Raw genomic sequence first — 26871 nt, forward strand, 5'->3', positions numbered from 1 at the left:
TATGCCGACAATCAACCAGCCCGCGCGCATCGCCGCCGAAGCCATGCCGGAGCATTTGCCCGGTGTTGCGGAAACGACCACACCGCGGCCGCAGATCAAGGATGCAGTGGTGCAGCTGTTCCGCCATCAGACTCTGCTTGAGCCGATCCGCGTGCCATGCGTGGCCGAACCGCTGCTGGTGCTGGTATTGGCCGGCACTGCCCGGGTCGAAGAACGTTCGTTGGGCGGAGAATGGCAGGCGAGCCAGGTCACGGCGGGCGACTTCTTCCTGACCAACACCCGCGAACCTTATGAAATGCGCTGGCAAACCGAAGGCTGTGAGGTCTTCGAAGTCATGCACCTCTACCTAGGTCTGGGCCTGATCGAACAAGCGGCGCGCGAAGCGTTCGGCGAACAGGCCGGTGCAGTGACGTTTGTCGATGTGTCCGGTGCGCGTGACGAGCAGGTCAGCTTCATCCTTGAGCAACTGCGCATCGAACTGACCGAACAGCGCCAACCCAGCGCACTGCTGGTGCACAGCCTGGCTCAGGCGTTGGCGATCCATCTGCTGCGTCATTACCTCGACCCGGACAGCAACCCGCGCCGCGACAACGCCCTGCCCGCCTACAAACTGCGCCGGGTGATCGAAGCCATGAATGCGAATCTGGCGGAGGATTTCAGCCTCAGTCATCTGGCCGCCATCGCCGGGCTGAGCGACTACCACTTCAGCCGCACCTTCAAGCGCGCCACCGGTTTATCGCCCTCGCAATACTTCATCCGCCTGCGCATGAGCCGCGCGCGTCATCTGTTGCTGGAAACCGCCCACAGCGTGATCGACATCGGCCTGGAGGTTGGCTATTCCAGCCCCAGCCACTTTTCCCAGGTGTTCCGCCGTGAAGTCGGCGTCACCCCAAGTGCCTACCGCGATGCGCCACGCGGGGCCTGAAATCTGTCGAAAAGCGATGCAGCAGAATTGGGCAAATCCCGTGGAGGAATCGATTAATAGCCCATGAGCCGCCGCACTTAATCTTCTTCCAAGCCCACTCACGGGCACACAGAAGAGGACGACATCATGCTGAACATTCAAGACAAAGTGATCGTGATTACCGGCGCCAGCAGCGGCATCGGCGAAGCCACCGCACGCCTGCTCGCCGAACGTGGCGCCAAAGTGGTGTTGGGTGCACGGCGCACCGAGCGTCTGGCAGTCATTGCCGAAGAGATCAATAGCGCCGGTGGCCACGCGCAGTTCCGCGCACTGGACGTCACCGATCAGCAGGATGTGCAGCGCTTCGTCGATTTTGCCGTCGAGCATTACGGCCGCGTCGATGTGCTGGTCAACAACGCCGGGGTCATGCCGTTGTCGCGGCTGGACGCGCTGAAGGTCGATGAGTGGAACCGCATGATCGACGTCAACATCCGTGGCGTACTCCACGGCATAGCCGCCAGCCTGCCGTTGATGCAGCGCCAGCGCGCCGGGCAGATCATCAACATCGCCTCGATCGGTGCTTACGCGGTGAGCCCTACTGCGGCGGTGTACTGCGCGACCAAATACGCCGTACGGGCAATTTCCGAAGGCTTGCGTCAGGAGGTGGGCGGCGATATCCGCGTCACCGTCATCGCACCGGGCGTGACCGAATCGGAACTGGCCGAGAGCATTTCCGATGAAGGCGGCCGCGAAGAGATGAAGTCTTTCCGCAAGATCGCCATCCCCGCCGAAGCCATCGCCCGCGCAATTGCCTACGCCGTCGAACAACCGGCGGACGTGGACGTCAGCGAACTGATCGTGCGTCCAACCGCGAGCCCTTATTGAGACCAGGAGTCAATCTGTGGCAGCGAGCCTGCTCGCGAAAGTGCTGGATCAGTCGGCAAAGATGTTGAATGTGCCGCCGTCTTCGCGAGCAGGCTCGCTCCCACAGGGAATTCGTGGCGCCACCAAATCATTGGTCAACACGGAACACTGTGGGAGCGAGCCTGCTCGCGAAAGCGCTGGGTCAGGCGAACATGATGTTGAATGTACCGCCGCATTCGCGGGCAAGCCCGCTCCCACAGGTTTTTTGTGGCACCACCAAATCATTGGTCAACACGGAACTTTGTGGGAGCGAGCTTGCTCGCGAAAGCGGTGAGTCAGGCGAACATGATGCTGAATGTACCGCCGTCTTCGCGAGCAGGCTCGCTCTCACAGGCAATCGCGGTGCCGCTGACGAAACGGGCTGGCACTCATATCCAACCTAACGCGCTCCCGGCCCGATCAACATGCTTTCGATCTCGGCGCCGGGCATCATTTGCTGCAGGCCTTCGATGAGCTTGTCGCCGGCCTCGGTCAGCGCTTCCAGCGGCATCGCCGGCAGGCTTTCGAGGATGAACCACATGTGCTGCGCTTGCGCATCGAGGCGGGTTCGCACGCCTTGGCGCCAGTTCCAGCGCCGGCAGGTCACGCCTTGGTCATCGCGCCAGACCACTTCGCCAGCGTCCGGGAATTCGTGCGCGGGCTGGCCTTCTTTCATCGTGTCGAACGGTTCGCTGCCATCGGCGACGACCAGACGCGGTGAGCCTATGTAGGCTTGCGCATTCTCGCCGCCGACCGGAATCGCGTACTCGAGGCTGATGGCGTTGTACAGATCAACCACCGGATCGATGCTCGGCAACTCGCCGTCGCGCAACACCCGTTTGCGCAGAGCCTCGGCCGAGCACGGCGTGCGCTGCGGCTTGGCACCGAACTGGCGAAACACGTCCGCCCAGGCCTGCAAGTGCGCGGGCGCCCATGACGGGCCACCGTTGGCGACGATCTGACAGGCTTTGGCCAGTGCTTCACCGGCCACGTATGCCTGAGTAATCGGCGCCGCTTGCACGACAATACTCAGCGCTCTGAAGCCCGGCGCGAGTTGCGCAACAGCCGGATCGATTGACGGCACGACAGACAGCATCCCAGAATCCCCCTCATACCCGAATTTCAAACGATGCTAGCGATCAATGACCAAGAAAGTCAATATATCGACCGAGGCCGGCGCCGACGTCGAGACCGTCAGCGCGGCGGTGTCGCGCACGCTCAAACAGGCGCGCAAACAACAGGGCATCACCCTCGACGAACTGTCCCGACGCTCGGGCGTGAGCAAAGGCATGGTGGTCGAGATCGAGAAAGGCTCGGCCAACCCAAGCATCGCGACATTGTGCAAAATCGCCGCGGCGCTGGGCTTGTCCGTGGCGGACTTCGTCAATGTCGCCGACACTCCGGCGGCGCATCTGATCGACAGTGATGACATCCCCACGCTATGGACCGGTGAACTGGGCGGATCGGCGCGCCTGCTGGCCGGCACCAGCGGCCCGAACATGCTCGAGTTGTGGCGCTGGGAATTGTTTCCCGGCGAGTCATTTGCTTCAGCCGGTCACCCGAACGGCACCACCGAGTTGTTTCATGTCGAGAAAGGCACGTTGCATTTGCACGTTGGCGATGCCGAGCTGATTGTCGGGCCTGGGTGTTCGGCGGTGGCGCGGACCGATGTGGCGCATGGGTATGCCAACCATGGGCGAGCGAAACTGGTTTTCACGATGTCGGTGACTGAACTGCATCAGGGTGCGCGGGAGAGCCTCTCACTCTAATTCCAGAGTGGGAGGCATCTATTAAATCGCTCGATCAGCGTGACGGCGGATGTTCGGTTGACACCGAGTTGGCCGCATCCACATCTGACATATCTTCCTCGACCGGCGCCTGATCGTCCGGCGGCAAAGGCACCTCGGGATTTTCCCGCTTGGGATCGTGCCCGGTCTCATTGTCGGTGGTGCGCGTCACGGCTTGTTGCGACTGGTTGCCCGGTGCGTTTTCATCAATGTCCATGTCGTTCTCCGAGGTGTTCAGCGATAGGTACCTGAACGTGTGAAATGCCCTTGCGTGACAAGTGCCCGACAATGGACGAACGGCGTTCTGTAGAAAACGCAAAAAGCCTGCTTTCGAGGCAGGCTTTCGCTTTGGATTTAACGCTTACTTCTGCTGCGTCAGCGCCGAGTAGCTGTTCATCAGGTTGCGGTAGTTAGGAATGCGCTGCGACAACAGATTGCCCAGGCCTTCAATGTCGTTGCGCCAGTCGCGGTGCAGCTCACAGGCCACCGAGAACCAGTTCATCATCTGCGCGCCGGCCTGGGTCATGCGGCTCCACGCGGCTTGCTGCACGGTGGTGTTGAAGGTGCCGGACGCATCGGTGACCACAAACACATCAAACCCTTCCGCCAGCGCCGACAGCGTCGGGAACGCTACACAGACATCCGTTACCACACCGGCAATGATGATCTGCTTGCGCCCGGTGGCCTTGATTGCCTTGACGAAATCTTCGTTGTCCCAAGCGTTGATCTGGCCTGGACGAGCGATGTACGGCGCGTCCGGGAACATTTCTTTCAGCTCCGGCACCAGCGGGCCGTTCGGGCCTTGTTCGAAGCTTGTGGTGAGGATGGTTGGCAGGTCGAAGAACTTGGCCAGATCCGCCAGCGCCAGCACGTTGTTCTTGAACTCGTTCGGCGAGAAGTCCTGCACCAGCGAGATCAGACCGGTCTGGTGGTCAACCAGCAGCACGATAGCGTCATCTTTGTTCAGGCGGTTGTAGGTTGGAGTGGTCATGGTGTGCGTCCCTTTTCAAGTTTGAAGTTTTGTTGTTGCGTTCAAGTTGGGTACAGATTACTGACGCACAGCAAAGGGATAAATCGGCTGAAAAGCGTTTCACCGTCAACTCAAAGAGGACAATGCCAATGGTCGAAATGCTAGACGGCTAATCCGGCGGAACGGCGCCATGCTATGCTCCGACAGAGAAAACGAGGGGTTAACAATGAGCGAATCAGCCACTGACAGCGTCGCGAGCGAAGTATGCAAGCTTGCAGAAAAACACCGCATTGGCGCCGAGCGTGACGGCCTGAGCCGCATGGCGGCAACGATAACGCAACTGGCTGGTGATGCCGTCGAGCTGGATAATGTTGAGCAGTTGCTGGTTAATCTGAAGCGAAAGGGTGTGTTGAACAAGGCAGAAATCATGGCCTTGCAAGGACGTTACCTTCAGGAAAAAAGGCGTTCGAAAAAGCAGCTCAGCGCATGACGTTCGACCCCTTCGGCGATTTCGAAACTGAAGGCTACCTTCGCAACTCGCTCAAGCTGAAAGACCCGGTTGAAGTAAAGGAATCGGAACATCTCTCTTTCGAAGCCAGTATCGAAGACGCCCTTGCTCATCTGGCAAAAAAGAGATCCATCGACTATCAAGCGATACTCAAAACTCATGAAATCCTGTTTGCCGGTTTCTACCCATGGTCAGGCAAAGACAGGAATGAGCTTGTTCCCCACCTCGCGGTTTTCAAAGGATCAAAAGAAGATCCGCATCACACACCTTTCGAGCGACCTGAGCTGATCAAAAGATCCGTCGAATATGCGCTGGAGCTCGCTGCGAACAAAAAACGCTTCCGCGAGCGCCCCGGCGAGGTGATGGGCCAATTGGCTTTCGCTCATCCGTTTCTGGATGGTAATGGGCGGACCATCCTGCTCGTTCACATGGAACTGTGCTATCGAGCCAAGTTCGCCATCGATTGGTCGAAGACCAACAAAGATGCGTATTTACGGGCGCTCAGCGACGAGATCCGCGATCCTTCCAGAGGCCACCTGGACGACTATCTGAAGCCCCACGTCGTAGATATCTCAAGCCGTGAGGAATGGCCCGAAGTGATTGGCGGTATCAAAGGGTTGGACGGTTTGGACAAGGAAGGAATCGTCTACGCGAATCTGGACAATCCCGACATTCAGCAACTGTATGAAACCTACAGAACGCAGCCAATAAAGTGACCAAGAAGCCTGCTGTTAAAAGCAGGCTTTATTTGTCTGGCGGCCTGCGCGACGCAGACCTGCTTACGCGCTATGACGACTCAAGCTGAAATTCACTCAATCGTAAAACGGCTCAACCAACGTCCGACTCCCGACAAAGAAACTGTCCGCCACCAAGCGCAACGGTTGCAGATCCAGGTCGCTGTCCTTGTCGCTGATCAATTGCTGGAAGTGGCGGTAGACCGCTGCGTACTCGCCCTCCTCCGAGACGCTTTGCCGGACGCCGTCGATGCTCAGCACCGCGCCGCCATTGTCCAGGCGCAGGACGCCTTCGACGCAGCGAATTTCGATGCTCCACAGTTCGTCGTGGCCATGGTCGAAGTCGAACTCGGCGCGCACGTCGAGACGACGCGCATCGGACATGTTGATCGAGGCGGCAATCGGCGACTGGCAGTTGCTCGGCACGCGCAGCTCGGCGGCTTCGACAAACAGCGGCAGCGCCAGCAGGTGGGTGACGATCGACAGCGCGTTGATGCCCGGGTCGAACACACCGAGGCCGCCCGGCTGCCAGATCCATGCCTGACCCGGATGCCACTTGCGCACGTCTTCCTTCCAGTCAATCTGTACGTTTTGCAGGGTGCGGCTGGCCAGCCAGTCGCGGGCGGCGGCGATGCCCGGTGCGTAGCGTGAATGCCAGGCGAACAAAGCGCTGACGCCTTGATCGGCGACCTGATCGACCAGGGCCATTGCCTCGCCCAATGTCGCACAGGGCGGTTTTTCCACCAGCACGTGCTTGCCGGCCGCCAACGCCTGTTGCACCAGCGCGAAGCGCCCTTGTGGCGGCGTGCAGAACGCAATTGCGTCGACAGTCGGGCCGTTTTCGAGCAGCTCGCCCAGCGACTGGAAGTTTTCCACCCCGGCGCAAGGTTTGCCTTGGGTGGCGACCGCCACCAACTGAAACGCCGGGTTGGCGAGGATGGCGGGGACGTGTTGATCCTGGGCGATCTTGCCGTAGCCCACCAGGCCGAGACGAATCGGTTGCATTACAGACTCCTGTTGTTGTTTTGGTCTTTGCAGCGCAGCGGCAAGAGTACGTGTTTCTGCGCCCGCCTCCAATCGTCATACTATTTAAATCGAGTTTAGACGTAGGGCTTATTCGTCATTTCTTCTTACACCTTTTGTCGTCCGATCCGGCACCGCGCGGCGATCGGCAGCCGGCGATCAGCCTCAGTTTGCTATCATGCGCCGCTTTTACGGTTAACCCCCCGCCAGTCCTGCCGACTTGCGGGCTGCAAAAGGCGGTATTAGATGACGGCTTTGTTGACTCGCCGCAAGGTACTTGCGGGAATGGGCGTGCTCGGGCTCGGCCTGCTCGCCGGTTGCGATACCCGTGGCCAACTGTCGTACAAGTACGGCAAGGATCTGAGCGACAAGATCCTCGGACGCACCTTCAAGCTGAAGAATCCCGAAGGCGAAACCATGTCGCTGTCGAGCTTTCGCGGAATGATGCCGATGATCTTCTTCGGCTTCACCCAGTGCCCGGCCGTTTGCCCCACCACCCTGGCGCGCGCCGCGCAGATCAAGAAACTGATGGGCCGCGACGGCGATCGTTTGCAAGTGGTGTTCATCACCCTCGACCCGGAACGCGACACCCCGCAGATCCTCGACGCCTACGTCAAAGCCTTCGACCCGAGCTTCGTCGCGCTGTACGGCACGCTTGAGGAAACCAAGGCCACCGCCAAGGAATTCGACGTGTTCTACGAGAAAGTCCCGGCCGGCGACACCTACACCATCTCCCATACGTCCACCAGCTACGTCTACGACTCGCGTGGTGAGTTGCGCCTGGGCCTGTCCACTTCGCTGACAGCCCAAGAGTGCACGGAAGATTTGCTTACTGTTATGGAGGTCTGCTGATGCATCCCGTTCTGAATCACCTCAAACGCACCGTATGTGCACTGTCCCTGCTCGGCCTGGCCTTTCAGGCGTCGGCGCAGACCAAAGTCGACGACGCCTGGGTCCGTGCCACCGTGCCGACCCAGTCCGCCAGCGGCGCGTTCATGACCGTCACTGCCGACAGCGACAGCAAACTGCTCAGCGTTGCCTCGCCAGTGGCCAAGGACGTTCAGATTCATGAAATGAGCATGAAGAACGATGTGATGACCATGGGCCCGGTGAAGTCGGTTGAGTTGCCTGCCGGCAAAGCCGTGAGCTTCGACCCGAACGGCTACCACGTCATGCTGATGGGCCTGACCGGTCAGTTGAAGGAAGGCGACAGCGTGCCGCTGACCCTGACCGTGGAAAACGCCAAGGGCGAGAAAGAAACCATCGAAGTCAAAGCACCGGTCCGCGCGCTGACCAACATGGGCGGCCACGATCACAGCAAGATGCATTGATCGCTGACTGAAAGACTGTTCGCCTGACAGATAAGCGGGGCGGCTTGATCGATGATCGGGCCGCCCCGTTTTTTATGGAAGCGATGCTCTGACCGAATGGAAAGCTTGCTTTACATAAGCAAAGATTTCGACGAGGATGTAAAGGGTCTTTTACATGGAGTTAAACATGAATCGCTATTACCTCGAAATGGGCGCCGCATTGACGCTGTACACACTCGTGCTGATCGCCTCGGTGGTTGCCAGCCAACATTTGCTGGACGCCCATCTGCTGTTGCGTTCAGCCGTCGCGCTGGCGCCGATGATCCCCGCCGGATTGATGTGCTGGGCTATCGTGCGCAACCTGCGGCGCCTGGATGAGATGCACCTGCGCATCCAGTTTGAAGCGCTGGGCTTTGCGTTCGCCGCTTCCGCGTTGCTGACGTTCAGCTATGGCTTTCTCGAAAATATCGGCGCCCCGCACATCCCGTGGACCTGCGTATGGCCGGTGATGGGCGCAATGTGGATCCTCGGTCTGCAAATCGCCCGACGTCGCTATCAATGAAAAATCACCTCAAGGCGCTGCGCGCCGAGCGCAAGTGGTCACAGGTCGATCTGGCGCAGCGCTTGAAGGTCTCCCGTCAGACCATCAATGCCATCGAAAATGAACGCTATGACCCAAGCCTGCCGCTGGCCTTCCAGATCGCGCGAGCGTTCGGGTTGCCGATTGAAAGCATTTTCGAGGATGGGGAAACGTCCATTTCCGACTCGCTGTGAGCGCTGCCACTGACGAGTATTAGCGGCAGACCACAGGAGCCTGCCGCACTCCCCTCCCCTCAACTCCCCGCACCACCATGCGCTTCTTCAAAGAAGTAATCCTTCCAGCTCGCCGCTTTGTTTTTCAACACGCCCAGTTCCTGCAATTTCTCGGCATAGATGAACGTGCGTTGCGGTACGACGGTGAAGTCGATTTCCGGGTCTTGGACGATTTGCTCGACCAGAGCCAGCGGCAGTTTCGATTGCTCTACACGAATGTAGGCCTGGGCGGCGGCGGGTTTGTCGGCTTTGATGATGTTCTCGGCTTCGGCCAGTGCGTCATAGAAAGCTTTGTAGGTTTTCGGGTTTTCGTCGTGGAATTTTTCCGTGGTGTAGAGCACGTTGAACGTCGCCGGGCCGCCGAGGATGTCGTAGGAGCTCAGCACTTTATGCACGTTGGGGTTTTGCAGCGCCTGGTACTGGAAGGGTGGGCTGGAGAAATGCGAGTTGATTTCCGAGCCGCCGGCAATCAGCGCAGCGGTGGCGTCAGGGTGCGGCAGGCTGACCGAAATGTTATCGAACTTCTTGAACTGGTCATCACCGAACTCCCTGGCGGTTTCTATCTGCAGGGTACGCGACTGGAAGCCTACACCTGCGGCCGGCACGGCGATACGGTCCTTGTCGCTGAAGTCCTTGAGGGTTTTGATGTTCGGGTTGTTGGTCAGCAGGTAATTGGGCATCGACCCCAGCGCGGCGATGGCTTTGACGTTCTGCTTGCCCTTGGTGCGATCCCACACGGTGAGCATCGGCGGCACGCCGGCCGAGACGACGTCCAGCGCTCCGGTGAGCAGCGCCTCATTCATGGCCGTAGCGCCGGAAATGCTGTTCCAGTCGACCTTGATCTCCAGGCCCTGGGCCTTGCCGTGTTTCTCGATCAGCTGTTGATCGCGCACGACATCGAGGATTAGATAACCGATACCGAATTGCTGGGCGATGCTGATCTTGCCCTCGGCCTGGGCGCCGCTGCTGAACAGCGCGCCCGCTGCCAGAGTAGCGGCCAACAGAGTCAGCGCAGAACGTTTGAACGGTGTGGCCATGACAACCTCGCAGCATGGGGGTGGGCTGAAAGGCCTGACTTTATAGCTATAAAAAACATAAATTAAATATCTTTATCGCATATCTATAGCACTCCGCGATTTAGCGTCTGCTGCTGAAATTCAGTAGCAGTGGCTGGAGCTACAACAGTCTGAAACAAAAAACTGCCCCTCCGAAAACGGCCATACGTCCCACAACCCACGCCCGCTATGGGCACGCGCCGTTTCAGCGATCGCCAGCCGCAGGTTTTAAAAGCCGATCAGCCTTTCTGCCCTTGGTATCATCACCCACACTTTTTTGACCCTTTGATGACAAGCAGGCCTTTTTTGTGAGCGCTCTTTTCAACCGGCTGCGGCGGCCGAATGCCCGCCTTCTTTCTCTCATCGTTCTGGTATTGGTCGTGCCGGTGTGCCTGCGGGCGGCGCTGGGCTGGTCAAACCCGCTGGGCTTTTTGTCGGATCTGGCCGTCGGCAGTTTGCTGGTGGTAACACTGCATCGCCGCGCATGGTGGCTGGCCTTGCCGGTGCTGATGTTCTGGGCGCTGCTGGCGATCGCCACGGCAGAATTGGTCAGCGCCGTCGGCCGCCTGCCGACGCCTTCGGATATTCACTACCTGATCGACCCGCAATTCGTTGAAAACTCCACTGGCGGCGGACTTGCGCACCCTGCCCTGGCCATGGCTTTGCTGGGTGCCCTGGTTTTCTGGCTGCTGACTCAGCTTGTTGGTCGCGGCTTGTCTCGCCCTGCTCTGCCTCGCTCGGTCTGGGCCGCGCCTATTGTGTTGTTCGCCGCACATTGGGGCGTGCAAAACCTGTGGCCGAATGACGGCGACGCCTGGCGCCTGTACAACCTGCCGCATCAGTTGCTCGCCAGTGAAGTCGCCGACCTGCAGATCCAGGCCGAGGAATGGCTCGACGGCGACGTTGAAGAGCCCACACCGGCGATGGCTGGGCTCACCGACGTCGATCTCAATGGCCAGAAGCTGCTCGCCGCGCCGGGCCAGGCGCGCAATGTATTGATCATCGCGCTCGAAGGCATTCCCGGCGCCTACATCCGTGCCAACCGTGAGGCGATCGGCAGTCATTATCAGGAAGACCTGATGCCCAACCTCAGCCGCTGGGCCGAGCGCGGCATGAACACCCCGGATTACGTGCTGCACACCCATCAGACCATTCGCGGTCTGTACGCCATGCTGTGCGGTGACTACGACAAGCTCAACAATGGCACGCCCAAAGGCGTGGAAATGCTCACCCTCAACGAACGCAATCAGGCCTGCCTGCCGGCACAATTGCGCGAGCACGGCTTCAGCACGCATTACTTGCAGGGCGCGGGCCTGCGCTTCATGGCCAAAGACAAGATCATGCCGCACATCGGTTTCGATGCGACCCATGGCCTGGAATGGTTCAGCAACAGCAACTATCTGGAGTTCCCGTGGGGCAAGGATGACAGGGCATTTTTCGAAGGCGCGCTGGATTACGTCGGCCAACTGAAGAAGCAAAAACAGCCGTGGATGCTCACGCTGCTGACGGTCGGCACCCATCAGCCCTACTCGGCACCGGACGATTATCTGCAGCGTTATGAGACGCCCAAGCAGGCTGCCGTCGGTTATCTCGACGATGCGCTGGATCAGTTTCTTGCCGGACTTGAGCGCCAGGGCGTTCTCAAGGACACGCTGGTAGTGATCACCTCGGATGAATCCCACGGCATCGACGGCGTGCGGCTGGCCTCCTCGTGGGGTTTCAACCTGACGCTGGCACCGGAGCAGGCGCAACTACCGCGCCTGAATGCCGGGGTCTATGGTCACGTCGATCTGAGCACCTCGATCCTCGACTATTTTGACCTGCCGGTGCCGTCTGCGCTGAGCGGCCGCTCGCTGTTTCGCGACTACGATTCCGGGCGAGAAATCATGTCGTTCACCAACGGCAAGCTGCGCTACCACGACGGCCAGGGCATCTTCTCCGAATGCGACCTGCCGCGCCGCTGCCGCTACTACCAAAGCACCGGCTTCATCGCCGAAAGCGCCACTTACAAAGGCACCTACAGCGGCCATCCGGCCCGGCAGATCGCCGCGCGCGCCGATGCGCTGGACCTGTCCTTGCTGCGCACACCGCTTAATCATCGCTACCAGTTCGGCAGCAACAACATCATCCCTCTGCAAGCGCAGATCAAGGATGACTGGGCCGACAACCTGATCGGGGCGCAATACCTGGAAATGCCCAAAGGCTCGCACACCCGCGTACGCCTGACCGTTCGCTCGGTCGATCCGCAGCAGGCGGCGTACATTCAGCTCAAGGCCAAGGAATTTGAACAGGACGTGCAACTGGGCCTGCCAGCAGAAATGATCGCCACGGCGGACCAGCCGCTGGAGATGGATTTCAGCTTTGAAAACCCGCAGCCGCGCAAAGCGTTCTCGTTTCATTTGCTGGGATATGGCAATGGCGCGGTCGAGGTCAGCGACTTCAGCGTCATCACCGAATTGCCCGGCCAGGAAGACATCCTTGATGACGTTCCTGATGACGAAACCGCGCAATCCAGCTAACCCCTGTAGGCGCTGCCGGAGGCTGCGATCTTTTGCCTTTGATTTTTCATCGAACAGCAAGATCAAAAGATCGCAGCCTTCGGCGGCTCCTACATGGGACGGTGAAAGAGTTTGCCTATCGGTATCCAATAGTCGGGCTATTAGCCGACTTGCCAACTCGGGTCTAGCCTTACCAGTCCGAAGTCGGCACGAGCCGGCCGCAGACCTGATAGGGATACGAACATGGCAAACGAATCGAAATGCCCGTTCAACCACGCCGCCGGCGGCGGTACGACGAACCGTGACTGGTGGCCGAATCAACTCAATCTGAAAATCCTCAGCCAGCATTCCCCCAAGTCCGATCCGCTGGGCCAGGACTTCGACTACGCCAAAGCCTTCAAAAGCCTGGACTTCCAGGCGCTGAAACAAGACATCAAAGCACTGATGACTGATTCTCAGGACTGGTGGCCAGCCGACTTCGGCCATTACGGCCCGCTGTTCGTGCGCATGGCCTGGCACAGCGCCGGGACCTATCGCACCGCCGACGGCCGTGGCGGCGCCGGCTCCGGACAGCAACGCTTCGCCCCGCTCAACAGCTGGCCGGACAACGTCAGCCTCGACAAGGCCCGCCGCCTGCTGTGGCCGATCAAGCAGAAATACGGACGCAACATCTCCTGGGCCGACCTGATCGTGCTCACCGGCAACGTCGCGCTGGAATCCATGGGCTTCAAGACCTTCGGTTTTTCCGGGGGCCGCGCCGATGTCTGGGAACCGGATGAAGACGTGTACTGGGGTTCGGAAACCGAGTGGCTGGGCGGCGACAACCGTTACGGCAAGAGCAATGGCCCGGTGCAAGAGCCCGGTGACGGCACGCTGGTGGCTGAGCCCGATTTGCATGGCCGTGAAGAAAGCCGCACCGATCAGGGCGAACGCAATCTGGAAAATCCCCTCGCCGCCGTGCAGATGGGCCTGATCTACGTCAACCCGGAAGGCCCGGAAGGCAACCCGGACCCGGTGGCCTCGGCCAAGGACATTCGCGAAACCTTCGGCCGCATGGCCATGAACGACGAAGAAACCGTGGCGCTGATCGCCGGCGGCCACGCGTTCGGCAAGACCCACGGCGCCGGCCCGGCCGACAATGTCGGCCCAGAGCCGGAAGCGGCCGGTCTGGAGCAACAGGGTCTGGGCTGGAAAAACGCCTTCGGCACCGGTAAAGGCGCCGACACCATCACCAGTGGTCTGGAAGTGACCTGGACCACCACACCAACGCAGTGGAGCAACAACTATCTGGAAAACCTGTTCGGCTTCGAGTGGGAGCTGACCAAAAGCCCGGCGGGCGCCAATCAGTGGCAACCGAAAAACGGCGCCGGTGCAGGCACCGTTCCCCACGCTCACGATCCGAACAAGAAGCTCTCGCCGACCATGCTCACCTCCGATCTGGCGTTACGCTTCGATCCTGCCTACGAACAAATCTCGCGGCGCTTTCTGGCCAATCCCGATCAGCTCGCCGACGCGTTCGCCCGCGCCTGGTACAAGCTGATCCATCGCGACATGGGTCCGCTCTCCCGCTACCTCGGCCCGGAATTGCCACAAGAGGAATTGCTCTGGCAAGACCCGCTGCCCGACGTGACGCACCCGCTGATCGATGACAGCGACGCCACGGCGCTGAAAAACAAGGTGCTGGCTTCAGGGTTGTCAGTGTCGCAACTGGTCTCGACCGCGTGGGCTGCAGCATCGACCTTCCGCGGCTCGGACAAACGCGGTGGCGCCAACGGCGGACGCTTGCGTCTGGCCCCACAGAAGTTCTGGCAGGCCAACCAGCCCGAGCAATTGGACAAGGTGCTGAGCACACTCGAAGGCATTCAGAACGAGTTCAACGGTTCGGCCGCCGGTGGCAAGAAAATCTCGCTGGCGGACCTGATCGTCCTGGCCGGTAATGCCGGAGTGGAAAAAGCCGCGCAAAACGCCGGGCATTCGGTGTCGGTGCCGTTCTCACCGGGCCGCGTCGATGCTTCGCAGGAGCAGACCGATGTCGAATCGTTCGGCTTCCTCGAACCGATTGCCGATGGCTTCCGCAATTACAGCAAAGGAAAATACACGGTTGCGGCGGAAACCCTGCTGATCGACAAGGCGCAGTTGCTGACGCTCACGGCACCGGAAATGACCGTGCTGCTGGGTGGTTTGCGGGTATTGAACACCAATGTCGGCCAGACGCGGCATGGCGTGTTCACCGACAAAACCGAAACGCTGAGCAATGACTTCTTCACCCACCTGCTGGACATGGGAGTTGAGTGGACCCCAACGTCACGGGATGCCGATGAGTTTGAAGGCCGTGACCGCAAGACCGGGGCGCCAAAGTGGACGGCGACTCGGGTGGATCTGGTGTTCGGCTCGAATGCGCAATTGCGCGCGTTGGCCGAGGTGTACGCCAGTTCCGACGCGAAGGCGCAGTTCGTCAACGATTTCGTCAAGGCATGGACGAAGGTGATGAATCTGGATCGGTTTGATCTGCGTAAATAGCTGTTTGTTGTACCAATAAAAATGCCGCTCGTTGAGCGGCATTTTTTGTTGATCGTTCCCACGCTCCTCGTTGGAATGCAACAAGGGACGCTCTGCGTCCCAAAGCCGACGCAGAGCGTCGAGAGAGGCATTCCCACGCAGAGCATGGGAACGATCAACTCGACGGTTCCTACCGGATCGGGTTACGCCAGGCTTTTGCTCACCACTTCATACACATCACTGGACAGCGACCCGGACGCCAGAATCCGCTCCAGCTCAGCCTTCATCAACGCCTGACGCGCGCTGTCGTATTTGCGCCAGCGGGTCAGCGGGGCCAGTTGGCGCGAGGCGATCTGTGGGTTGAAGCCGTTCAGTTCGATCACCAGATCGGCGAGGAAGCGATAACCGGAACCGTCCGCCGCGTGGAAGTTGATCAGGTTCTGCCCGGCGAACGCGCCGATCAGTGCCCGCACCTTGTTCGGGTTCTTGATGTTGAATGCCGGGTGCTGCATCAACGCCTTCACCCGCTCCAAACCGCCCGGCAAGGTGCTGCCGGCCTGCACGCTGAACCACTGATCCATGACCAGCGGATTGTCCTTGAAGTGCTCGGCGAAGCTGGCCAAAGCCAAAGCCTTCTGCTCTTCGAACGGCGAGTTGACCAGCACCGCCAGCGCAGTCAGGCGCTCGGTCATGTTGTCGGCGGTCTCGAACTGCTCCAGGGCCGCTGCCAACACTTCCGGCTTGCCGCTGAGCATCAGGTACGACAGGGCAATGTTCTGCAAGGCGCGACGAGCGAAGTGCTCTGCCTCGGCGACGTACGGAGTCTTTTTCGACAGATCGCGGTTGGCCTGATAACGCAGCCACAGCGCTTCGAACAAGCCTTCGGCGAGTTGCTTGCGGGCGAACTCGCGAGCGACGTGAATCGCCTCGACGTCAGCCACTTCGCTGATCTCGGTGAGATAGGCCTCCCCCGGCAGCGAGAGCATTTCGGCAACCATCGCCTGATCCAGCGACTCGTCGGACAGCACCGTGCGCAGCGCCGACACCAAACGCGGATCGAGCTTCAGGCTCTCGCCTTTCTGATGTTGGCCGATCAACTCTTGAAGCACTTGCACCGACAATTGCTGACCGGCATCCCAGCGATTGAAACCGTCGCTGTCGTGCTGCATCAGGAACATCAGTTGATCGCGGTTGTAGGGGAAGCTCAATTTCACTGGCGCCGAGAAGCCGCGCAGCAGCGACGGCAACGGCTGTGCGTTGATGTCGACGAAAGTGAAGGTCTGCTCGGCTTCGGTCACCGAGATCACCCGAGTGGTGCCTTGTGCCGAGGCTTCGCCAGCCAGACGCAGAGCGATTTCATTGCCCTGGCTGTCGAGCAGGCCGAGCTCGACCGGGATCACGAACGGCAGTTTTTCCACCTTGTCCGGGGTCGGCGGGCAGCTCTGGCGGAAGGTCAGGCTGTAGGTTTTCGCCGCAGCGTCGTAGGACTCGCTGACGGCCAGACGCGGTGTGCCGGCCTGGCTGTACCAGCGCTTGAACTGGCTGAGATCAACGCCATTGGCATCTTCCATGGCCTTGACGAAGTCGTCGCAGGTCACGGCCTGGCCGTCGTGGCGCTCGAAGTACAGATCGCTGCCCTTGCGGAAGCCTTCTGCGCCCAGCAGGGTGTGGATCATGCCGACCACTTCCGAGCCCTTTTCGTACACGGTCAGGGTGTAGAAGTTGGAAATCTCGATGAAGCTGTCCGGACGCACGGCGTGGGCCATCGGGCCGGCATCTTCGGCGAACTGGTGGGTACGCAGGTACGCCACGTCCTGAATGCGCTTGACCGTCGCCGAGTTCATGTCCGAGGAGAAACCGGCATCGCGGAACACCGTGAAACCTTCCTTGAGCGACAGCTGGAACCAGTCACGGCAGGTCACGCGGTTGCCCGACCAGTTGTGGAAGTATTCATGGGCGACGATCGCCTCGACCCGCTGGTGCGCGGCGTCGGTGGCAGTTTCGGCGCGGGCCAGCACGGCGCTGGAGTTGAAAATGTTGAGGCCCTTGTTCTCCATCGCGCCCATGTTGAAATCGTTGACCGCGACGATCATAAAGATGTCCAGATCGTACTCGCGACCGTAGACCTCTTCGTCCCAGCGCATGGATTTCTTCAGGCTGTTCATCGCGTGCTGGCACTTGTCGATGTTTTCCGGCTCGACATAAATGCGCAGCGCGACATTGCGCTGGCTCATGGTGGTGAAGGTGTCTTCGACGCACCACAGATCACCGGCGACCAGCGCAAACAGGTACGCCGGTTTCTTGAACGGATCTTCCCAGGTCGCCCAGTGCCGGCCATCTTCGCCGGGGCCGGAAGCGATCGGGTTACCGTTGGAGAGCAGCACCGGGTAGCTGTGCTGTTCGGCCACGACGGTGGTGGTGAACTTGCTCATCACGTCCGGGCGGTCGAGGTAATAGGTGATCTTGCGGAAGCCTTCGGCCTCGCACTGGGTGCAGAACATCGTGCCGGACTTGTACAGGCCTTCCAGCGCGGTATTGGTTTCCGGGTGGATGCGCACGCTGGTGTCGAGGGTGAAGGTTTCACTGGTCGGCTGCAGGGTCAGGTGGCTGTCCGAGACTTGATAGTCAGCAGCGCTCAGCTCCCGGTCCGCCAGCGTTACCGAGAGCAGCTCGAGTTTCTGGCCGTCGAGCACCAGCGGCGGCAGGCCGGCGCCGCGCTCCGGGTTGCGGCGCATCACCAGTTGTGCGTGAACCAGGCTGTGGTCCTCGAACAACTCGAAGGTCAGGTGCGTTTCGTCAATCAGGTACTCGGGCGCCTGATAGTCCTTGAGATAGATCATCTTCGGTTGTTCGGTGCGCATGCTGGAATCCTTATTGATGCACGGCGAGCTGGTAAGCCGTGTATTTACGAATGTTGATCACGCCGGTGTCGAAGATCAGATACTGACCCTTGATCCCCAGCAGCGTGCCTTCGGCAATCGGGTTCTTGTCCAGGTTGAAGCTGACGATTTTCGCCGGGTATTGCTCGACGGGATAGCGGATTTCCAGCGGTTCGACATCGGCAATCGTCTGAATCGCCTGTAGGCCGAATCGCTCCTGCAACCCTTGCAGGCCCTCAGCGCAGCTTTCGAACAACTGATCGCGCACCTGCGCCAGATCCACCGCCGCGGCATCGCCCTTGAGCAGCGCGCGCCAGTTGGTCTTGTCCGCCACCTGGCTGCGGAACAGGTCCTCGACAAAGCCCGACTGCTGGCGTGTCGATACGCGCATGATCGGCAGCGCCTGACTCGCGCCCTGATCGAGCCAGCGGGTCGGCAACTGGGTGGCACGGGTGATGCCGACCTTGATCCCCGACGAGTTGGCCAGGTAAACCACATGATCGGTCATGCAGAACTGCTGGCCCCACACCGGATCACGGCAGGTGCCGGCGTCGAAGTGGCAACGCTCCGGACTCATGATGCACAGGTCGCACTGCGCCAGTTTGGTCATGCACGGGTAGCAATAACCCTGACTGAAACTGGTTTTGGTCTTGCGCCCGCAATGGGTGCAGTGGATCGCCCCCAGGAATTCCAGACGCAACGTGCTGCCGATCAACGGATTGACCGGCACCTCGACGTCATCCAGACGAAACGCGTAGTGCACGTTCGACCCGTCCAGGCGCGCCGACATTTTGCTGATTGCACCGCGGCCAATCTCGATCAATGGATGGCATCCGACTTGAACAGGATGTTCGGCACTTCGATCGACTTCGACGCACATTCTTGCGGGCCCATGTAGCCAGTGCGCTGGTCTTCGGGCAGGTTCTGGACTTCCCAGGCAATCATCGCCTGCAACGACAGCTCGCGCTGTTCGGCAGTGAGTTTGTTGCCGTCGGACCATTTGCCGATTTCCACGGCCAGTTTCAGGCTTTCGTAGATGTCCGGGGTGATGTTGCTGATCATGTCGTTGAAAGAGGACATCAGGGTCTCCGTGCTCTTTGCTGAAACAAAAAATGTTAGACGGCCAGTTTACGGCGGTTATACAAACCGCCCAACAAACCGGTAAAGCATCCGATGAGTAACCCGCCCAGGTGCGCGGCGTTGGCGATCTGGCCGAAACCGATCAGCGAAATCAGCCCGGACATGCACACCACCAGCCACACCAGCATCATCACCAGCACACCGCGCGGCAGACGATAGGCCGGGTTCGGCGCCAGCAGCTGGAAAATCCAGCAATGCCCGAGCAAGCCGTAAAGCACGCCGGACAGCCCACCAAACAGGCTCGGGCCGCTCCAGACGAACTGCGCGTAGTTGGACACCAGACTGAACAGCAGCGTCAGGCCGATCAGGTTGATGCTGCCCTGGCGCGACTCGATGCGCCGCCCCAGCTCCCAATACCACATGCCGTTCATGGCCAGATGGAGGATGCCGAAGTGGATCAGCATCGGCGTGACCAGCCGCCACCACTGCCCTGCCGCCAGACTGTCGGCCAGGGGCGTGAAGTGGATGTACTCGCCGATCACGCGAAAATCGAGGAAGGTCAGCCAGCGCAGGGTCTCGAGGTTTTCGCCGAGGAAGGTCAGACCACCAACGATCAGGCTCAACAGCAGAATCAATCCGGTGGCCCTGGCGTGTTTCAACTGTTCGGCAAAACCCGGCCGTTTGAAGGTCTGGCCCACGGGAATGTCCAGTTGCTGATCCGGGTCGCCGGCCGGGAAGCGCTCGTACAAGGAACGCACGTCCTCGCTGATTTCCTCCGGCGCCCACAACACCTGTTCGCCCGCCTCTTCGCTGACCCGATGGGGCACTTGCATGCGTTGCAGCAGTTTGACAAAACCGCTCAAATCCACCGCCAACGGCAGGCGCAATACTGCTACCGCACTCATTGCAGGACCTCCGGCCGCTCGACATCGACCCAGACGAATTTTTGCGGATCCAGGCGCGTTTCCTGGTCCAGACGATAGGCCACCAGTTTGCCGTAAAGCACGGCGCTGTAATCCAGGCACGCGAGGTTCGGCCGGATCGGCGCCGGTTTGCCGCTGCGCCAGTAGTGGCCGACGAACAGCAACGGCTCGTCGACGCCATAGCGCAGCAGGGAATTCTTTTCGGTTGAAGTCAGCGGCGTCTGCGCGACAGGTTCGGGCAGTGCATCGGGCTGGAAGACGATGTCGCCGTAGGTTTTCGGGTCGTCTTCCCAGAACTTGGTGCGGAAGAACGAACGCACCAGACCGTCGCCGCTGGTCATGGTCAGGCCACCGGGCAGGCGCATGTCGGTGCCGCGCAGCAAGCGGTCGAACACGGTGCAGGCGAAGCTGCCGGGCACCGCCGAGGCCTGGAGGAAATGCTCATCGACGCAGCCATTGGGGAACAACGCCCGCAACGGCTCGATCAGACCGGCGTCCCAGCACGCATGGACGACGCGGAAGCGACCGGCATCGACGAACAGCGGCAGCTCGTAGAACCATTGCTGGAAGTCATGCCAGTCGCCGGGATGGTCTTCAAATTGAGTCAGGGTTTCCTGCAACAGCCGCGCATGGCGCTTGGTGTGTTCGCGCACGAACTGCTTGCCGCTGCCCGGTGGCGCCGGGGTGACCCAGCCGAGCGCGTTGAATTCGTGGTTGCCCATGATGCACAGCGCCTGCCCCGCCTCGACCATGTCGTGAACGATGTGCAGCGCCTCGCGAATGCGCGGGCCACGGTCGATGATGTCGCCGACGAACACCGCCATGCGTGACGGATGCCGCCAGACCCCGCCCTGCTTGTGATAACCGAGACGGTCCAGCAAGTGTTCGAGGGTCATGGCGCATCCGTGCACGTCACCGATCAGGTCGTAACTGCGCGCGGGATCGAGCATCAGTCGCCTCCGCCCCCCAGCTTGCTGCCCCAGCCAAGCTTGGTGCGGCACACCTCGTAGTAATTGTGATCGAGCGGATGAATCAAGCGCAGCTTCTGCGCTTTCTTGCTCACGGTAATGGTGTCGCCCGGTGCGCAGGTGAAGTGGTTCTGGCCGTCGCAGGACACCTGCGGATAGATCTGCATATCTTTGGACACGACGATTTTCAGCTCACTGTTGCCATCGACCACGATCGGCCGTCCCGACAAGGTATGGGGGTACATCGGCACAATCACAATAGCGTCGAGCTTGGGATGCATGATCGGCCCGCCGGCGGACAAGGCGTAGGCAGTGGAACCGGTCGGTGTGGCGACGATCAGGCCGTCGGCCTTCTGGCTGCAGACGAACTGGCCGTCGATGTACAGCTCGAATTCGATCATCCGCGTCGATTTGCCCGGGTGCAGCACCACATCGTTGAGCGCATCGCCCTGGCCGATGGCCTCGCCATGGCGACGCACTTCGGCTTGCAGCAGGAAGCGGTTTTCTACCAGATAGTGGCCGTCGAGCACTTCGGCGACCTTGATTTCCAGCTCGTCCGGGCGAATATCGGTGAGGAAGCCGAGGCTGCCACGGTTGATGCCCAGCACCGGAATATTGTGCCTGGCCAGCGCCCGCGCGGCGCCGAGCAGGCTGCCGTCACCGCCGACGACGATGACCATGTCGCAGACTTCGCCGAGCATCTTGCGCGACGAGGTTTGCAGGCCGTGGCCGGGCAGGACTTCAGCGATGGTGTCTTCGAGGATCACATGCAGGTGACGGTCGAGCAGAAAGCGTTTCAGTCGGCGGACGGTATCCAGCACCTGGGAGCTGCCCAGGCGACCGATGATGCCGATATTACGAAATTGCTCCATGGGACCTCTGCGGACAATCGAAAACGCGAAAACCCGATTATGGGCGAAAGCGCCAGATAGACAAAATCCTTTCAGCCTCAAGGCTGCGCTCAGGTTTAAGGCTATGCTCGCAAGATGATCCTGTTTCCCGACTTGTTGCAATTGCCCCATCGATTACGCCATCCCGAAGTGCGGGACCTGGCGTGGGTGATCCTCGCGCCGCCGATGCTCGCCGCCACGCCATGGCCGCAGCGCCATCCGCTCGCCGGCAGCGACTGGGTACAAGACCCGCAGCGTCTCGAACATTGGCTGCGCCAGCTCGACCACGACAGTTACGGCCTGCTGCAATGGCTGGCGCAGGCGCGCACCCGCCGTCTGGGCCTGTATTACGAGCGCCTGTGGCAGTTCGCCGTCTCGCATGCGCCGGGCATCGAACTGATCGCCGCCAACCTGCCAATCCGCCGCGCCGGGCACACCCTCGGCGAGCTGGACATGCTGCTGCGTGACCGCGACGGCGTGCATCATCTGGAACTGGCGATCAAGCTCTACCTTGGCCCGCAGGATGGCGATGGCCGCGAACCCGCGCAGTGGCTGGGGCCGGGTTGTCATGACCGGCTGGATCGTAAGCTGGCGCATCTGGCCGAGCATCAATTGCCGATCTCGGCGCGCCCGGAAAGCCGCGAAGTGCTCGCGGCGCTGGATATCGAAACCTTCAGCGCGCAGCTGTGGCTGGGCGGTTATCTGCTGTATCCGTGGCCTGGGCAGGCCGACTCACCGCACGGCGCGCATCCGCAACATCTGCGTGGCAGTTGGCTGCATCAGAAGGACTGGCCGGCGTTTGTCGCCCAACGCCCGCCGGGCCGCTGGCAACCCCTGCCCCGCCACGCCTGGCTGGCCCCGGCGCATTACCCGGCGGATCAGGTCTGGACAGATGAGCACCTGCGTTTGTGGCTGGAAGACCTGCCAGCACTGGCCCCGGCGCAGTTGATGGTGCGCCTGACCGAGAATACCCAGGGCGAATGGGAAGAGGCGGAGCGGTTGTTTCTGGTGGCGGATCTTTGGCCGAATGTCCCCGGCCAAACCTGAGATTTGTGGTGCCTGAACTGGCCCCTTCGCTGGCAAGCCAGCTCCCACAGGTTTCGCGGTGAATACAAATCCTGTGGGAGCTGGCTTGCCAGCGATTGGGCCCACCCCGATCTACAGCGAAAGCCGCACCGCCAACGCCGCCAACGTCACCAGCAACACCGGCACCGTCAGCACAATCCCGACACGGAAGTAATAGCCCCAGCCAATATGGATGCCTTTGCGCTCCAGCACGTGCAGCCACAACAACGTTGCCAGGCTGCCGATCGGAGTGATCTTCGGCCCCAGGTCGCTACCGATCACGTTGGCGTAGATCATCGCTTCTTTGATCACGCCGCTGGCCTGACTGGCGTCAATCGACAGCAAGCCGATCAGTACCGTTGGCAGATTGTTCATGATCGACGACAGCAGCGCCGTCAGCACCCCGGTGCCCATGGCCGCGCCCCATACACCGTGCTCAGCGAACACGTCCAGCCATCCGGCGAGGTAACCGGTGAGCCCGGCGTTGCGCAGGCCGTACACCACCAGGTACATGCCCAGCGAGAAAATCACGATCTGCCACGGCGCTTCTTTCATAACCTTGCGCGTGGAGATCTTGTGGCCGCGCGCAGCGATGCCCAGTAGCAGCGCAGCACACACCGCAGAAATCGCGCTGATTGGAATGCCCAGCGGTTCCAGAGCGAAGCAGCCAATCAACAGGATCACCAGCACCGCCCAACCGGCATAGAACGTCGCTTTGTCGTGGATCGCGGTATGCGGGTTTTCCAGTTGTGCAGGATCGTACGCCGCCGGGATGTCGCGGCGAAAAAACCACAGCAACATCCCCAGCGTCGCCGCCACGCTGACGAAGTTGACCGGCACCATCACCGCTGCATAGCGGTTGAAGCCGATGTGGAAGAAGTCCGCCGAAACGATGTTGACCAGGTTCGATACCACCAGCGGCAGGCTCGCCGTGTCGGCAATGAACCCGGCGCCCATGACGAATGCCAGCGTCGCCGCCGGTGAAAAGCGCAACGCCAACAGCATCGAAATCACGATCGGCGTGAGAATCAGTGCAGCACCGTCATTGGCGAACAACGCAGAGACCAGCGCACCAAGCAGCACCATGAAGGCAAACAGTTTGCGCCCACTGCCCCGCCCCCAACGCGCCACGTGCAGCGCTGCCCAATTGAAAAAGCCAGCCTCGTCGAGCAACAGGCTGATGATGATCAGCGCCACGAAGGTGCCGGTGGCGTTCCAGATGATCTGCCAGACCAGCGGGATATCCGAGAGGTGAACGACGCCAAAAATCAACGCCAGCACGGCGCCCAGCGTTGCACTCCAGCCGACACCGAGACCTTTGGGTTGCCAGATGACGAGGGTGATGGTCAGCAGGAAAATCAGTGACGCAGCGAGCATTCGCAGAAGCCTTCAAATAGCGAAACGGGTGGAAATCGAACAAATGTGGGAGCGAGCCTGCTCGCGAAAGCGGTGTGTCAGACGTGAAATTGTTATCTGACAGTCCGCCTTCGCGAGCAGGCTCGCTCCCACAGTGAGTTTCGGTGAGTTTATTTCTTGTGTTGCTCGACGAACTGGCCGTAGGCATCAATGAATTTTTGCAGGAACGGCTTCACCGAGTCGCTCAGTTTGCCCGCTTCGTCGAACGCGTTACCGGCGCCGCCCAGATACGCTTCCGGCTGTTGCAGGCAATGGATATCGAGGAAAACAAAAGTCTGGCGCAGGTGCTGGTTAGCGCCGAAGCCACCGATGGCGCCTGGCGATACGCTGATCACCGCACCGGGTTTGCCACTCCACGCGCTCTGGCCATAAGGGCGCGAACCAACGTCGATGGCGTTCTTCAACGGTGCCGGGATCGAGCGGTTGTACTCGGGGGTAACAAACAGCACCGCGTCGGATGACGCCACTTTCTGACGGAAAGTGCTGTAGGCTGCCGGCGGAGAAGCGCCGTCGATGTCTTCGTTGTACAGCGGCAGCTCACCGATTTCGACAATCTCGAGCTTGAGATTGGCCGGCGCCAGTTCGGCGAGGGCCAGTGCGACTTTGCGATTGATCGATGCTTTGCGCAGGCTACCGACCACTACAGCGACGTTGTAGACATTGCTCATGGATGACTCTCGATGGTCCGTGGGAAGAGTCGCTAGTTATAGATGATCCAGTGACGCTTTCACCAGTGGTCATTGGTTTTTCCTGCGCGGCGAATATTTTTTTCCTGTAGGAAAACTTACCGAGCTTGGTGACGGTCTACAAAGCCGCAAATCAAGCGTTTTATCTCCAGAGGTTCTAAGCAGATGGCAGCAGTACTCGTCGGTCAGTTTCATGCAAGAGATGCGGAAGGCCGCGTTTATTCCGTGCATGAATTCCAGGAATCGAACCCGTCTGCAGACGGATCCACTGGCTCGGAGCCCATTTACAGACTGGCCATTGGCGATCGGGTCAACAAGGTTAGTGACAGCGAGTTTCTCCTGGTTCAATCAGGCATTACCCTGATTCGCGAACCTGAGCCAACCGTCGCTCAATAACCCAGCGTTATGAGCAGAAGTCATGCGAGCGGACTTGGGGTAGGATTCAGCGTCTGACCCCACCTGCTGAACATGGACTTCACGCATGCGTTTACGCCACATCGAAGTGATTCAGGCGCTCTTGCAGAGCGGTCACCTGGGCACCGCCGCCGAATGGCTGCAATTGCCGGTGACCGAGGTCGAAGAGCGTTTGCGCGAAGCCGAGAGTCAGCTGGGGTTCATGCTGTTTGCCAGCGTTCGCGGGCGCCTGCAATCGACGCCCGAAGCGCGCGCCCTGCAAGCGGAAATCGCGCACATTTATGAGGCACTTGAGCCGGTGCAGCGTCTGGCCAGCAGCCTCAAGCAATACCTCGCCCCGCCCCTGCGCATCATCGGCACCCCGCCGCTGGCCCAGCATTTGTTGCCGCAGAGCCTTGCGACCCTGCGTCGGCGCTTGCCAGACGCACCGTGCAGCCTGGTCAGCGCGCCGACTCGCGACATCGTCCGCAGCCTGTTATTGCGCGAAAGCGATCTGGGCCTGAGCCTGCACGATCCCGAACACCCCGATATCCACTGCCAGCCGCTGGCCCAGGGCAAGCTGCAATTGCTCGCTCCGCACGGCTGGCTGCAGCCGAAACAGAAATATATTTCTCTGGCAGACCTGTCCGGTCAGGCCATGATCGGTCTCGAAGGTCAGGATCCGCTGAGCCCGGCACTGGAAAACAAACTCCAGGCCTTGCGCCCGGCGCCAAGCATTCAGACCCGCGTGCAGACCCATCAGATGATGCGCAGCATGGTCGAGGCCGGCGAAGGCCTGGCGATCGTCGACCCCTTCACCGCGTTGGGCGCCCGCGCCGGTGGGCTTGACGTCTGCCCGCTCTCACCGGCAGTGCCGATCAACCTCTACGCCCTGACCTTCAAACATGCCACGCCGTCGGCGGCGATTCAGACACTGCTGACCATCGTCACGGAACAAGCCGAGGCGATGTTGTCGAGCTGAGTGGTTTTTCCAGCGGATTATCGAACAGGCGATACCAGAACAATGCGACTTCGGCGGTGTGCGGATCGATGCCGCGATAGCGCAACTGGTCGATGCCGCCGATCACATAACCGCAACGCTCATACAGACGACAGGCGCCGAGGTTGTTGTTCTGGGTTTCGAGCATGATGCCCGGCAGCTTCTTCTTGCGACTCCAGAACTGCGCGACATCGAGCAACGCCTTGGCCACGCCGTGGCGACGGGCCGGGGCATGCACCGCCAGTTCATCGATGTGGGCAAAGCCGTTCCAGTTGGTGCTGATCACCAGGTGACCAACCGGCTCGTCGTCCAGGTACGCCATGAAAATCGCACTGTCGGGCGCGTTGTGAAAGGCGCTGAACTCTTCCGGATCAATACCGTAGCACTTGCGGTACGGCACGATCGGCGTCACCGGCCACTGCTCGACCGGCTTGCCGATCACGGCGGCGCCATAGGCGGCAACCTCGAAACTGAAGTCGCTGCCCCAGATATACGGCGCAAAACCTTCGTCGGCGACCCGCACCGACAACCCTGGGTATTTCGGATTCATGACCGGTTGCATACTGG

The 26871-nt window shown here is 60.3% G+C and carries 28 protein-coding genes; 14 read left to right on the forward strand and 14 right to left on the reverse strand.

Going from position 1 to position 26871, the window contains the following annotated elements:
* Positions 1-43 precede the first annotated feature (43 nt).
* Both D8U70_RS08685 and D8U70_RS08690 read left to right on the forward strand, forming a co-directional pair.
* Positions 44-925, forward strand: coding sequence for an AraC family transcriptional regulator (locus D8U70_RS08685; protein ID WP_130928661.1), 882 nt, complete (start codon positions 44-46; stop codon positions 923-925).
* 126 nt (positions 926-1051) lie between these two features.
* A complete protein-coding gene (locus D8U70_RS08690; protein ID WP_071171866.1) occupies positions 1052-1789 on the forward strand; it encodes an SDR family oxidoreductase in 738 nt (245 codons plus the stop codon).
* Positions 1790-2207: 418 nt separating this feature from the next.
* Here the strand turns inward: D8U70_RS08690 and D8U70_RS08705 are convergent, their stop codons facing one another.
* On the reverse strand, positions 2208-2903 hold the full coding sequence (locus tag D8U70_RS08705) for a B3/4 domain-containing protein (RefSeq protein WP_130928648.1): 696 nt from the start codon (positions 2901-2903) through the stop codon (positions 2208-2210).
* 46 nt (positions 2904-2949) lie between these two features.
* Here D8U70_RS08705 and D8U70_RS08710 point away from each other — a divergent pair, with 46 nt between their 5' ends.
* Entirely contained in the window at positions 2950-3576 is a 627-nt protein-coding gene (locus tag D8U70_RS08710) for a helix-turn-helix domain-containing protein (RefSeq protein ID WP_122704627.1), read from the forward strand.
* A 34-nt stretch (positions 3577-3610) separates the two neighbouring features.
* Here D8U70_RS08710 and D8U70_RS08715 read toward each other — a convergent pair whose 3' ends face one another.
* A complete protein-coding gene (locus D8U70_RS08715; RefSeq protein ID WP_071171863.1) occupies positions 3611-3811 on the reverse strand; it encodes a hypothetical protein in 201 nt (66 codons plus the stop codon).
* Between the two features lie 144 nt (positions 3812-3955).
* The gene (ycaC, locus tag D8U70_RS08720; protein WP_016774235.1) at positions 3956-4585 is read right to left on the reverse strand and encodes an isochorismate family cysteine hydrolase YcaC; all 630 of its coding nucleotides are present in this window, start codon (positions 4583-4585) and stop codon (positions 3956-3958) included.
* A gap of 205 nt (positions 4586-4790) precedes the next feature.
* On the opposite strand from ycaC, the gene D8U70_RS08725 reads away from it, so the two are divergent.
* Together D8U70_RS08725 and D8U70_RS08730 are read left to right on the forward strand one after the other, a co-directional pair.
* Positions 4791-5054, forward strand: a complete 264-nt coding sequence (locus D8U70_RS08725) for a hypothetical protein (protein WP_016774224.1) — start codon at positions 4791-4793, stop codon at positions 5052-5054.
* Positions 5051-5788 (forward strand): Fic family protein, encoded by a 738-nt coding sequence (locus D8U70_RS08730; protein WP_073475270.1) that lies wholly within the window; start codon positions 5051-5053, stop codon positions 5786-5788. The genes D8U70_RS08725 and D8U70_RS08730 overlap by 4 nt, the downstream gene beginning before the upstream one ends.
* Positions 5789-5884: 96 nt before the next feature.
* Here D8U70_RS08730 and D8U70_RS08735 read toward each other — a convergent pair whose 3' ends face one another.
* On the reverse strand, positions 5885-6811 hold the full coding sequence (locus D8U70_RS08735) for a Gfo/Idh/MocA family oxidoreductase (RefSeq protein WP_130928649.1): 927 nt from the start codon (positions 6809-6811) through the stop codon (positions 5885-5887).
* Between the two features lie 264 nt (positions 6812-7075).
* Here D8U70_RS08735 and D8U70_RS08740 point away from each other — a divergent pair, with 264 nt between their 5' ends.
* The 4 genes from D8U70_RS08740 to D8U70_RS08755 all read left to right on the forward strand — a co-directional run bounded on the left by D8U70_RS08740 (position 7076) and on the right by D8U70_RS08755 (position 8913).
* Positions 7076-7681, forward strand: a complete 606-nt coding sequence (locus D8U70_RS08740) for an SCO family protein (RefSeq protein ID WP_016774221.1) — start codon at positions 7076-7078, stop codon at positions 7679-7681.
* On the forward strand, positions 7681-8160 hold the full coding sequence (locus D8U70_RS08745) for a copper chaperone PCu(A)C (RefSeq protein ID WP_073475275.1): 480 nt from the start codon (positions 7681-7683) through the stop codon (positions 8158-8160). The genes D8U70_RS08740 and D8U70_RS08745 overlap by 1 nt, the downstream gene beginning before the upstream one ends.
* A gap of 166 nt (positions 8161-8326) precedes the next feature.
* A complete protein-coding gene (locus tag D8U70_RS08750; protein ID WP_073475277.1) occupies positions 8327-8701 on the forward strand; it encodes a hypothetical protein in 375 nt (124 codons plus the stop codon).
* Positions 8698-8913 carry a helix-turn-helix transcriptional regulator gene (locus D8U70_RS08755; protein ID WP_073475280.1) on the forward strand — a complete coding sequence of 72 codons (216 nt, stop codon included), beginning with the start codon at positions 8698-8700 and terminating at the stop codon, positions 8911-8913. Before D8U70_RS08750 ends, D8U70_RS08755 begins: the two co-directional genes overlap by 4 nt.
* 59 nt (positions 8914-8972) lie before the next feature.
* Here D8U70_RS08755 and D8U70_RS08760 read toward each other — a convergent pair whose 3' ends face one another.
* Entirely contained in the window at positions 8973-9989 is a 1017-nt protein-coding gene (locus D8U70_RS08760) for an ABC transporter substrate-binding protein (RefSeq protein ID WP_130928650.1), read from the reverse strand.
* Between the two features lie 326 nt (positions 9990-10315).
* Between D8U70_RS08760 and D8U70_RS08765 the strand changes: the two genes are divergently transcribed.
* Both D8U70_RS08765 and katG read left to right on the forward strand, forming a co-directional pair.
* Positions 10316-12526, forward strand: coding sequence for an LTA synthase family protein (locus tag D8U70_RS08765; RefSeq protein ID WP_130928651.1), 2211 nt, complete (start codon positions 10316-10318; stop codon positions 12524-12526).
* A 222-nt stretch (positions 12527-12748) separates the two neighbouring features.
* A complete protein-coding gene (katG, locus tag D8U70_RS08770; protein WP_130928652.1) occupies positions 12749-15025 on the forward strand; it encodes a catalase/peroxidase HPI in 2277 nt (758 codons plus the stop codon).
* A gap of 182 nt (positions 15026-15207) precedes the next feature.
* Here the strand turns inward: katG and pepN are convergent, their stop codons facing one another.
* The 6 genes from pepN to D8U70_RS08800 are packed head-to-tail and all read right to left on the reverse strand — an operon-like array spanning position 15208 to position 21726.
* Positions 15208-17865: an aminopeptidase N gene (gene pepN / locus D8U70_RS08775; RefSeq protein ID WP_130928653.1), complete on the reverse strand. Its 2658-nt coding sequence runs from the start codon at positions 17863-17865 to the stop codon at positions 15208-15210.
* Positions 17866-17875: 10 nt separating this feature from the next.
* The gene (locus D8U70_RS08780; protein ID WP_130928654.1) at positions 17876-18706 is read right to left on the reverse strand and encodes a DUF2797 domain-containing protein; all 831 of its coding nucleotides are present in this window, start codon (positions 18704-18706) and stop codon (positions 17876-17878) included.
* Positions 18703-18963, reverse strand: a complete 261-nt coding sequence (locus tag D8U70_RS08785) for a DUF1315 family protein (RefSeq protein ID WP_064361999.1) — start codon at positions 18961-18963, stop codon at positions 18703-18705. The genes D8U70_RS08780 and D8U70_RS08785 overlap by 4 nt, the downstream gene beginning before the upstream one ends.
* A gap of 35 nt (positions 18964-18998) precedes the next feature.
* Entirely contained in the window at positions 18999-19868 is an 870-nt protein-coding gene (locus D8U70_RS08790) for a rhomboid family intramembrane serine protease (RefSeq protein WP_130928655.1), read from the reverse strand.
* Entirely contained in the window at positions 19865-20836 is a 972-nt protein-coding gene (locus D8U70_RS08795; protein ID WP_024012499.1) for a metallophosphoesterase, read from the reverse strand. Before D8U70_RS08795 ends, D8U70_RS08790 begins: the two co-directional genes overlap by 4 nt.
* The gene (locus D8U70_RS08800; protein WP_041480619.1) at positions 20836-21726 is read right to left on the reverse strand and encodes an NAD(+) kinase; all 891 of its coding nucleotides are present in this window, start codon (positions 21724-21726) and stop codon (positions 20836-20838) included. Before D8U70_RS08800 ends, D8U70_RS08795 begins: the two co-directional genes overlap by 1 nt.
* Before the next feature lie 114 nt (positions 21727-21840).
* Between D8U70_RS08800 and D8U70_RS08805 the strand changes: the two genes are divergently transcribed.
* Positions 21841-22791: a DUF1853 family protein gene (locus D8U70_RS08805; RefSeq protein WP_130928656.1), complete on the forward strand. Its 951-nt coding sequence runs from the start codon at positions 21841-21843 to the stop codon at positions 22789-22791.
* Positions 22792-22902: 111 nt separating this feature from the next.
* On the opposite strand, the gene D8U70_RS08810 is transcribed toward D8U70_RS08805, so the two are convergent.
* The gene (locus D8U70_RS08810) at positions 22903-24186 is read right to left on the reverse strand and encodes an arsenic transporter (protein ID WP_130928657.1); all 1284 of its coding nucleotides are present in this window, start codon (positions 24184-24186) and stop codon (positions 22903-22905) included.
* Between the two features lie 149 nt (positions 24187-24335).
* Entirely contained in the window at positions 24336-24893 is a 558-nt protein-coding gene (locus D8U70_RS08815) for an NAD(P)H-dependent oxidoreductase (protein WP_024012496.1), read from the reverse strand.
* Between the two features lie 183 nt (positions 24894-25076).
* Here D8U70_RS08815 and D8U70_RS08820 point away from each other — a divergent pair, with 183 nt between their 5' ends.
* Both D8U70_RS08820 and D8U70_RS08825 read left to right on the forward strand, forming a co-directional pair.
* Positions 25077-25307: a hypothetical protein gene (locus D8U70_RS08820; protein WP_016774209.1), complete on the forward strand. Its 231-nt coding sequence runs from the start codon at positions 25077-25079 to the stop codon at positions 25305-25307.
* A gap of 85 nt (positions 25308-25392) precedes the next feature.
* Positions 25393-26286: a LysR substrate-binding domain-containing protein gene (locus D8U70_RS08825; RefSeq protein ID WP_024012495.1), complete on the forward strand. Its 894-nt coding sequence runs from the start codon at positions 25393-25395 to the stop codon at positions 26284-26286.
* Here D8U70_RS08825 and D8U70_RS08830 read toward each other — a convergent pair.
* Positions 26252-26866, reverse strand: a complete 615-nt coding sequence (locus D8U70_RS08830; protein ID WP_016774208.1) for a GNAT family N-acetyltransferase — start codon at positions 26864-26866, stop codon at positions 26252-26254. The genes D8U70_RS08825 and D8U70_RS08830 overlap by 35 nt on opposite strands.
* Positions 26867-26871: the final 5 nt, after the last annotated feature.

Source organism: Pseudomonas sp. Sample_20 (assembly GCF_004307585.1).
In the GTDB taxonomy this organism is placed as follows: Bacteria; Pseudomonadota; Gammaproteobacteria; order Pseudomonadales; family Pseudomonadaceae; genus Aquipseudomonas; species Aquipseudomonas atacamensis.

What these genes read in the sequence shown, in the direction of transcription:
- D8U70_RS08755 (WP_073475280.1), top strand. Translation starts at nt 8,698, where the DNA reads ATGAAAAATCACCTCAAGGCGCTGCGCGCCGAGCGCAAGTGGTCACAG.
- katG (WP_130928652.1), top strand. Translation starts at nt 12,749, where the DNA reads ATGGCAAACGAATCGAAATGCCCGTTCAACCACGCCGCCGGCGGCGGT.
- D8U70_RS08750 (WP_073475277.1), top strand. Translation starts at nt 8,327, where the DNA reads ATGAATCGCTATTACCTCGAAATGGGCGCCGCATTGACGCTGTACACA.
- D8U70_RS08795 (WP_024012499.1), bottom strand. Translation starts at nt 20,836, where the DNA reads ATGCTCGATCCCGCGCGCAGTTACGACCTGATCGGTGACGTGCACGGA.
- D8U70_RS08820 (WP_016774209.1), top strand. Translation starts at nt 25,077, where the DNA reads ATGGCAGCAGTACTCGTCGGTCAGTTTCATGCAAGAGATGCGGAAGGC.
- D8U70_RS08740 (WP_016774221.1), top strand. Translation starts at nt 7,076, where the DNA reads ATGACGGCTTTGTTGACTCGCCGCAAGGTACTTGCGGGAATGGGCGTG.
- D8U70_RS08805 (WP_130928656.1), top strand. Translation starts at nt 21,841, where the DNA reads ATGATCCTGTTTCCCGACTTGTTGCAATTGCCCCATCGATTACGCCAT.
- D8U70_RS08825 (WP_024012495.1), top strand. Translation starts at nt 25,393, where the DNA reads ATGCGTTTACGCCACATCGAAGTGATTCAGGCGCTCTTGCAGAGCGGT.
- D8U70_RS08735 (WP_130928649.1), bottom strand. Translation starts at nt 6,811, where the DNA reads ATGCAACCGATTCGTCTCGGCCTGGTGGGCTACGGCAAGATCGCCCAG.
- ycaC (WP_016774235.1), bottom strand. Translation starts at nt 4,585, where the DNA reads ATGACCACTCCAACCTACAACCGCCTGAACAAAGATGACGCTATCGTG.
- D8U70_RS08790 (WP_130928655.1), bottom strand. Translation starts at nt 19,868, where the DNA reads ATGAGTGCGGTAGCAGTATTGCGCCTGCCGTTGGCGGTGGATTTGAGC.
- D8U70_RS08710 (WP_122704627.1), top strand. Translation starts at nt 2,950, where the DNA reads ATGACCAAGAAAGTCAATATATCGACCGAGGCCGGCGCCGACGTCGAG.
- D8U70_RS08730 (WP_073475270.1), top strand. Translation starts at nt 5,051, where the DNA reads ATGACGTTCGACCCCTTCGGCGATTTCGAAACTGAAGGCTACCTTCGC.
- D8U70_RS08725 (WP_016774224.1), top strand. Translation starts at nt 4,791, where the DNA reads ATGAGCGAATCAGCCACTGACAGCGTCGCGAGCGAAGTATGCAAGCTT.
- D8U70_RS08830 (WP_016774208.1), bottom strand. Translation starts at nt 26,866, where the DNA reads ATGCAACCGGTCATGAATCCGAAATACCCAGGGTTGTCGGTGCGGGTC.
- D8U70_RS08815 (WP_024012496.1), bottom strand. Translation starts at nt 24,893, where the DNA reads ATGAGCAATGTCTACAACGTCGCTGTAGTGGTCGGTAGCCTGCGCAAA.
- D8U70_RS08760 (WP_130928650.1), bottom strand. Translation starts at nt 9,989, where the DNA reads ATGGCCACACCGTTCAAACGTTCTGCGCTGACTCTGTTGGCCGCTACT.
- D8U70_RS08810 (WP_130928657.1), bottom strand. Translation starts at nt 24,186, where the DNA reads ATGCTCGCTGCGTCACTGATTTTCCTGCTGACCATCACCCTCGTCATC.
- D8U70_RS08785 (WP_064361999.1), bottom strand. Translation starts at nt 18,963, where the DNA reads ATGTCCTCTTTCAACGACATGATCAGCAACATCACCCCGGACATCTAC.
- D8U70_RS08745 (WP_073475275.1), top strand. Translation starts at nt 7,681, where the DNA reads ATGCATCCCGTTCTGAATCACCTCAAACGCACCGTATGTGCACTGTCC.
- pepN (WP_130928653.1), bottom strand. Translation starts at nt 17,865, where the DNA reads ATGCGCACCGAACAACCGAAGATGATCTATCTCAAGGACTATCAGGCG.
- D8U70_RS08685 (WP_130928661.1), top strand. Translation starts at nt 44, where the DNA reads ATGCCGGAGCATTTGCCCGGTGTTGCGGAAACGACCACACCGCGGCCG.
- D8U70_RS08705 (WP_130928648.1), bottom strand. Translation starts at nt 2,903, where the DNA reads ATGCTGTCTGTCGTGCCGTCAATCGATCCGGCTGTTGCGCAACTCGCG.
- D8U70_RS08715 (WP_071171863.1), bottom strand. Translation starts at nt 3,811, where the DNA reads ATGGACATTGATGAAAACGCACCGGGCAACCAGTCGCAACAAGCCGTG.
- D8U70_RS08800 (WP_041480619.1), bottom strand. Translation starts at nt 21,726, where the DNA reads ATGGAGCAATTTCGTAATATCGGCATCATCGGTCGCCTGGGCAGCTCC.
- D8U70_RS08690 (WP_071171866.1), top strand. Translation starts at nt 1,052, where the DNA reads ATGCTGAACATTCAAGACAAAGTGATCGTGATTACCGGCGCCAGCAGC.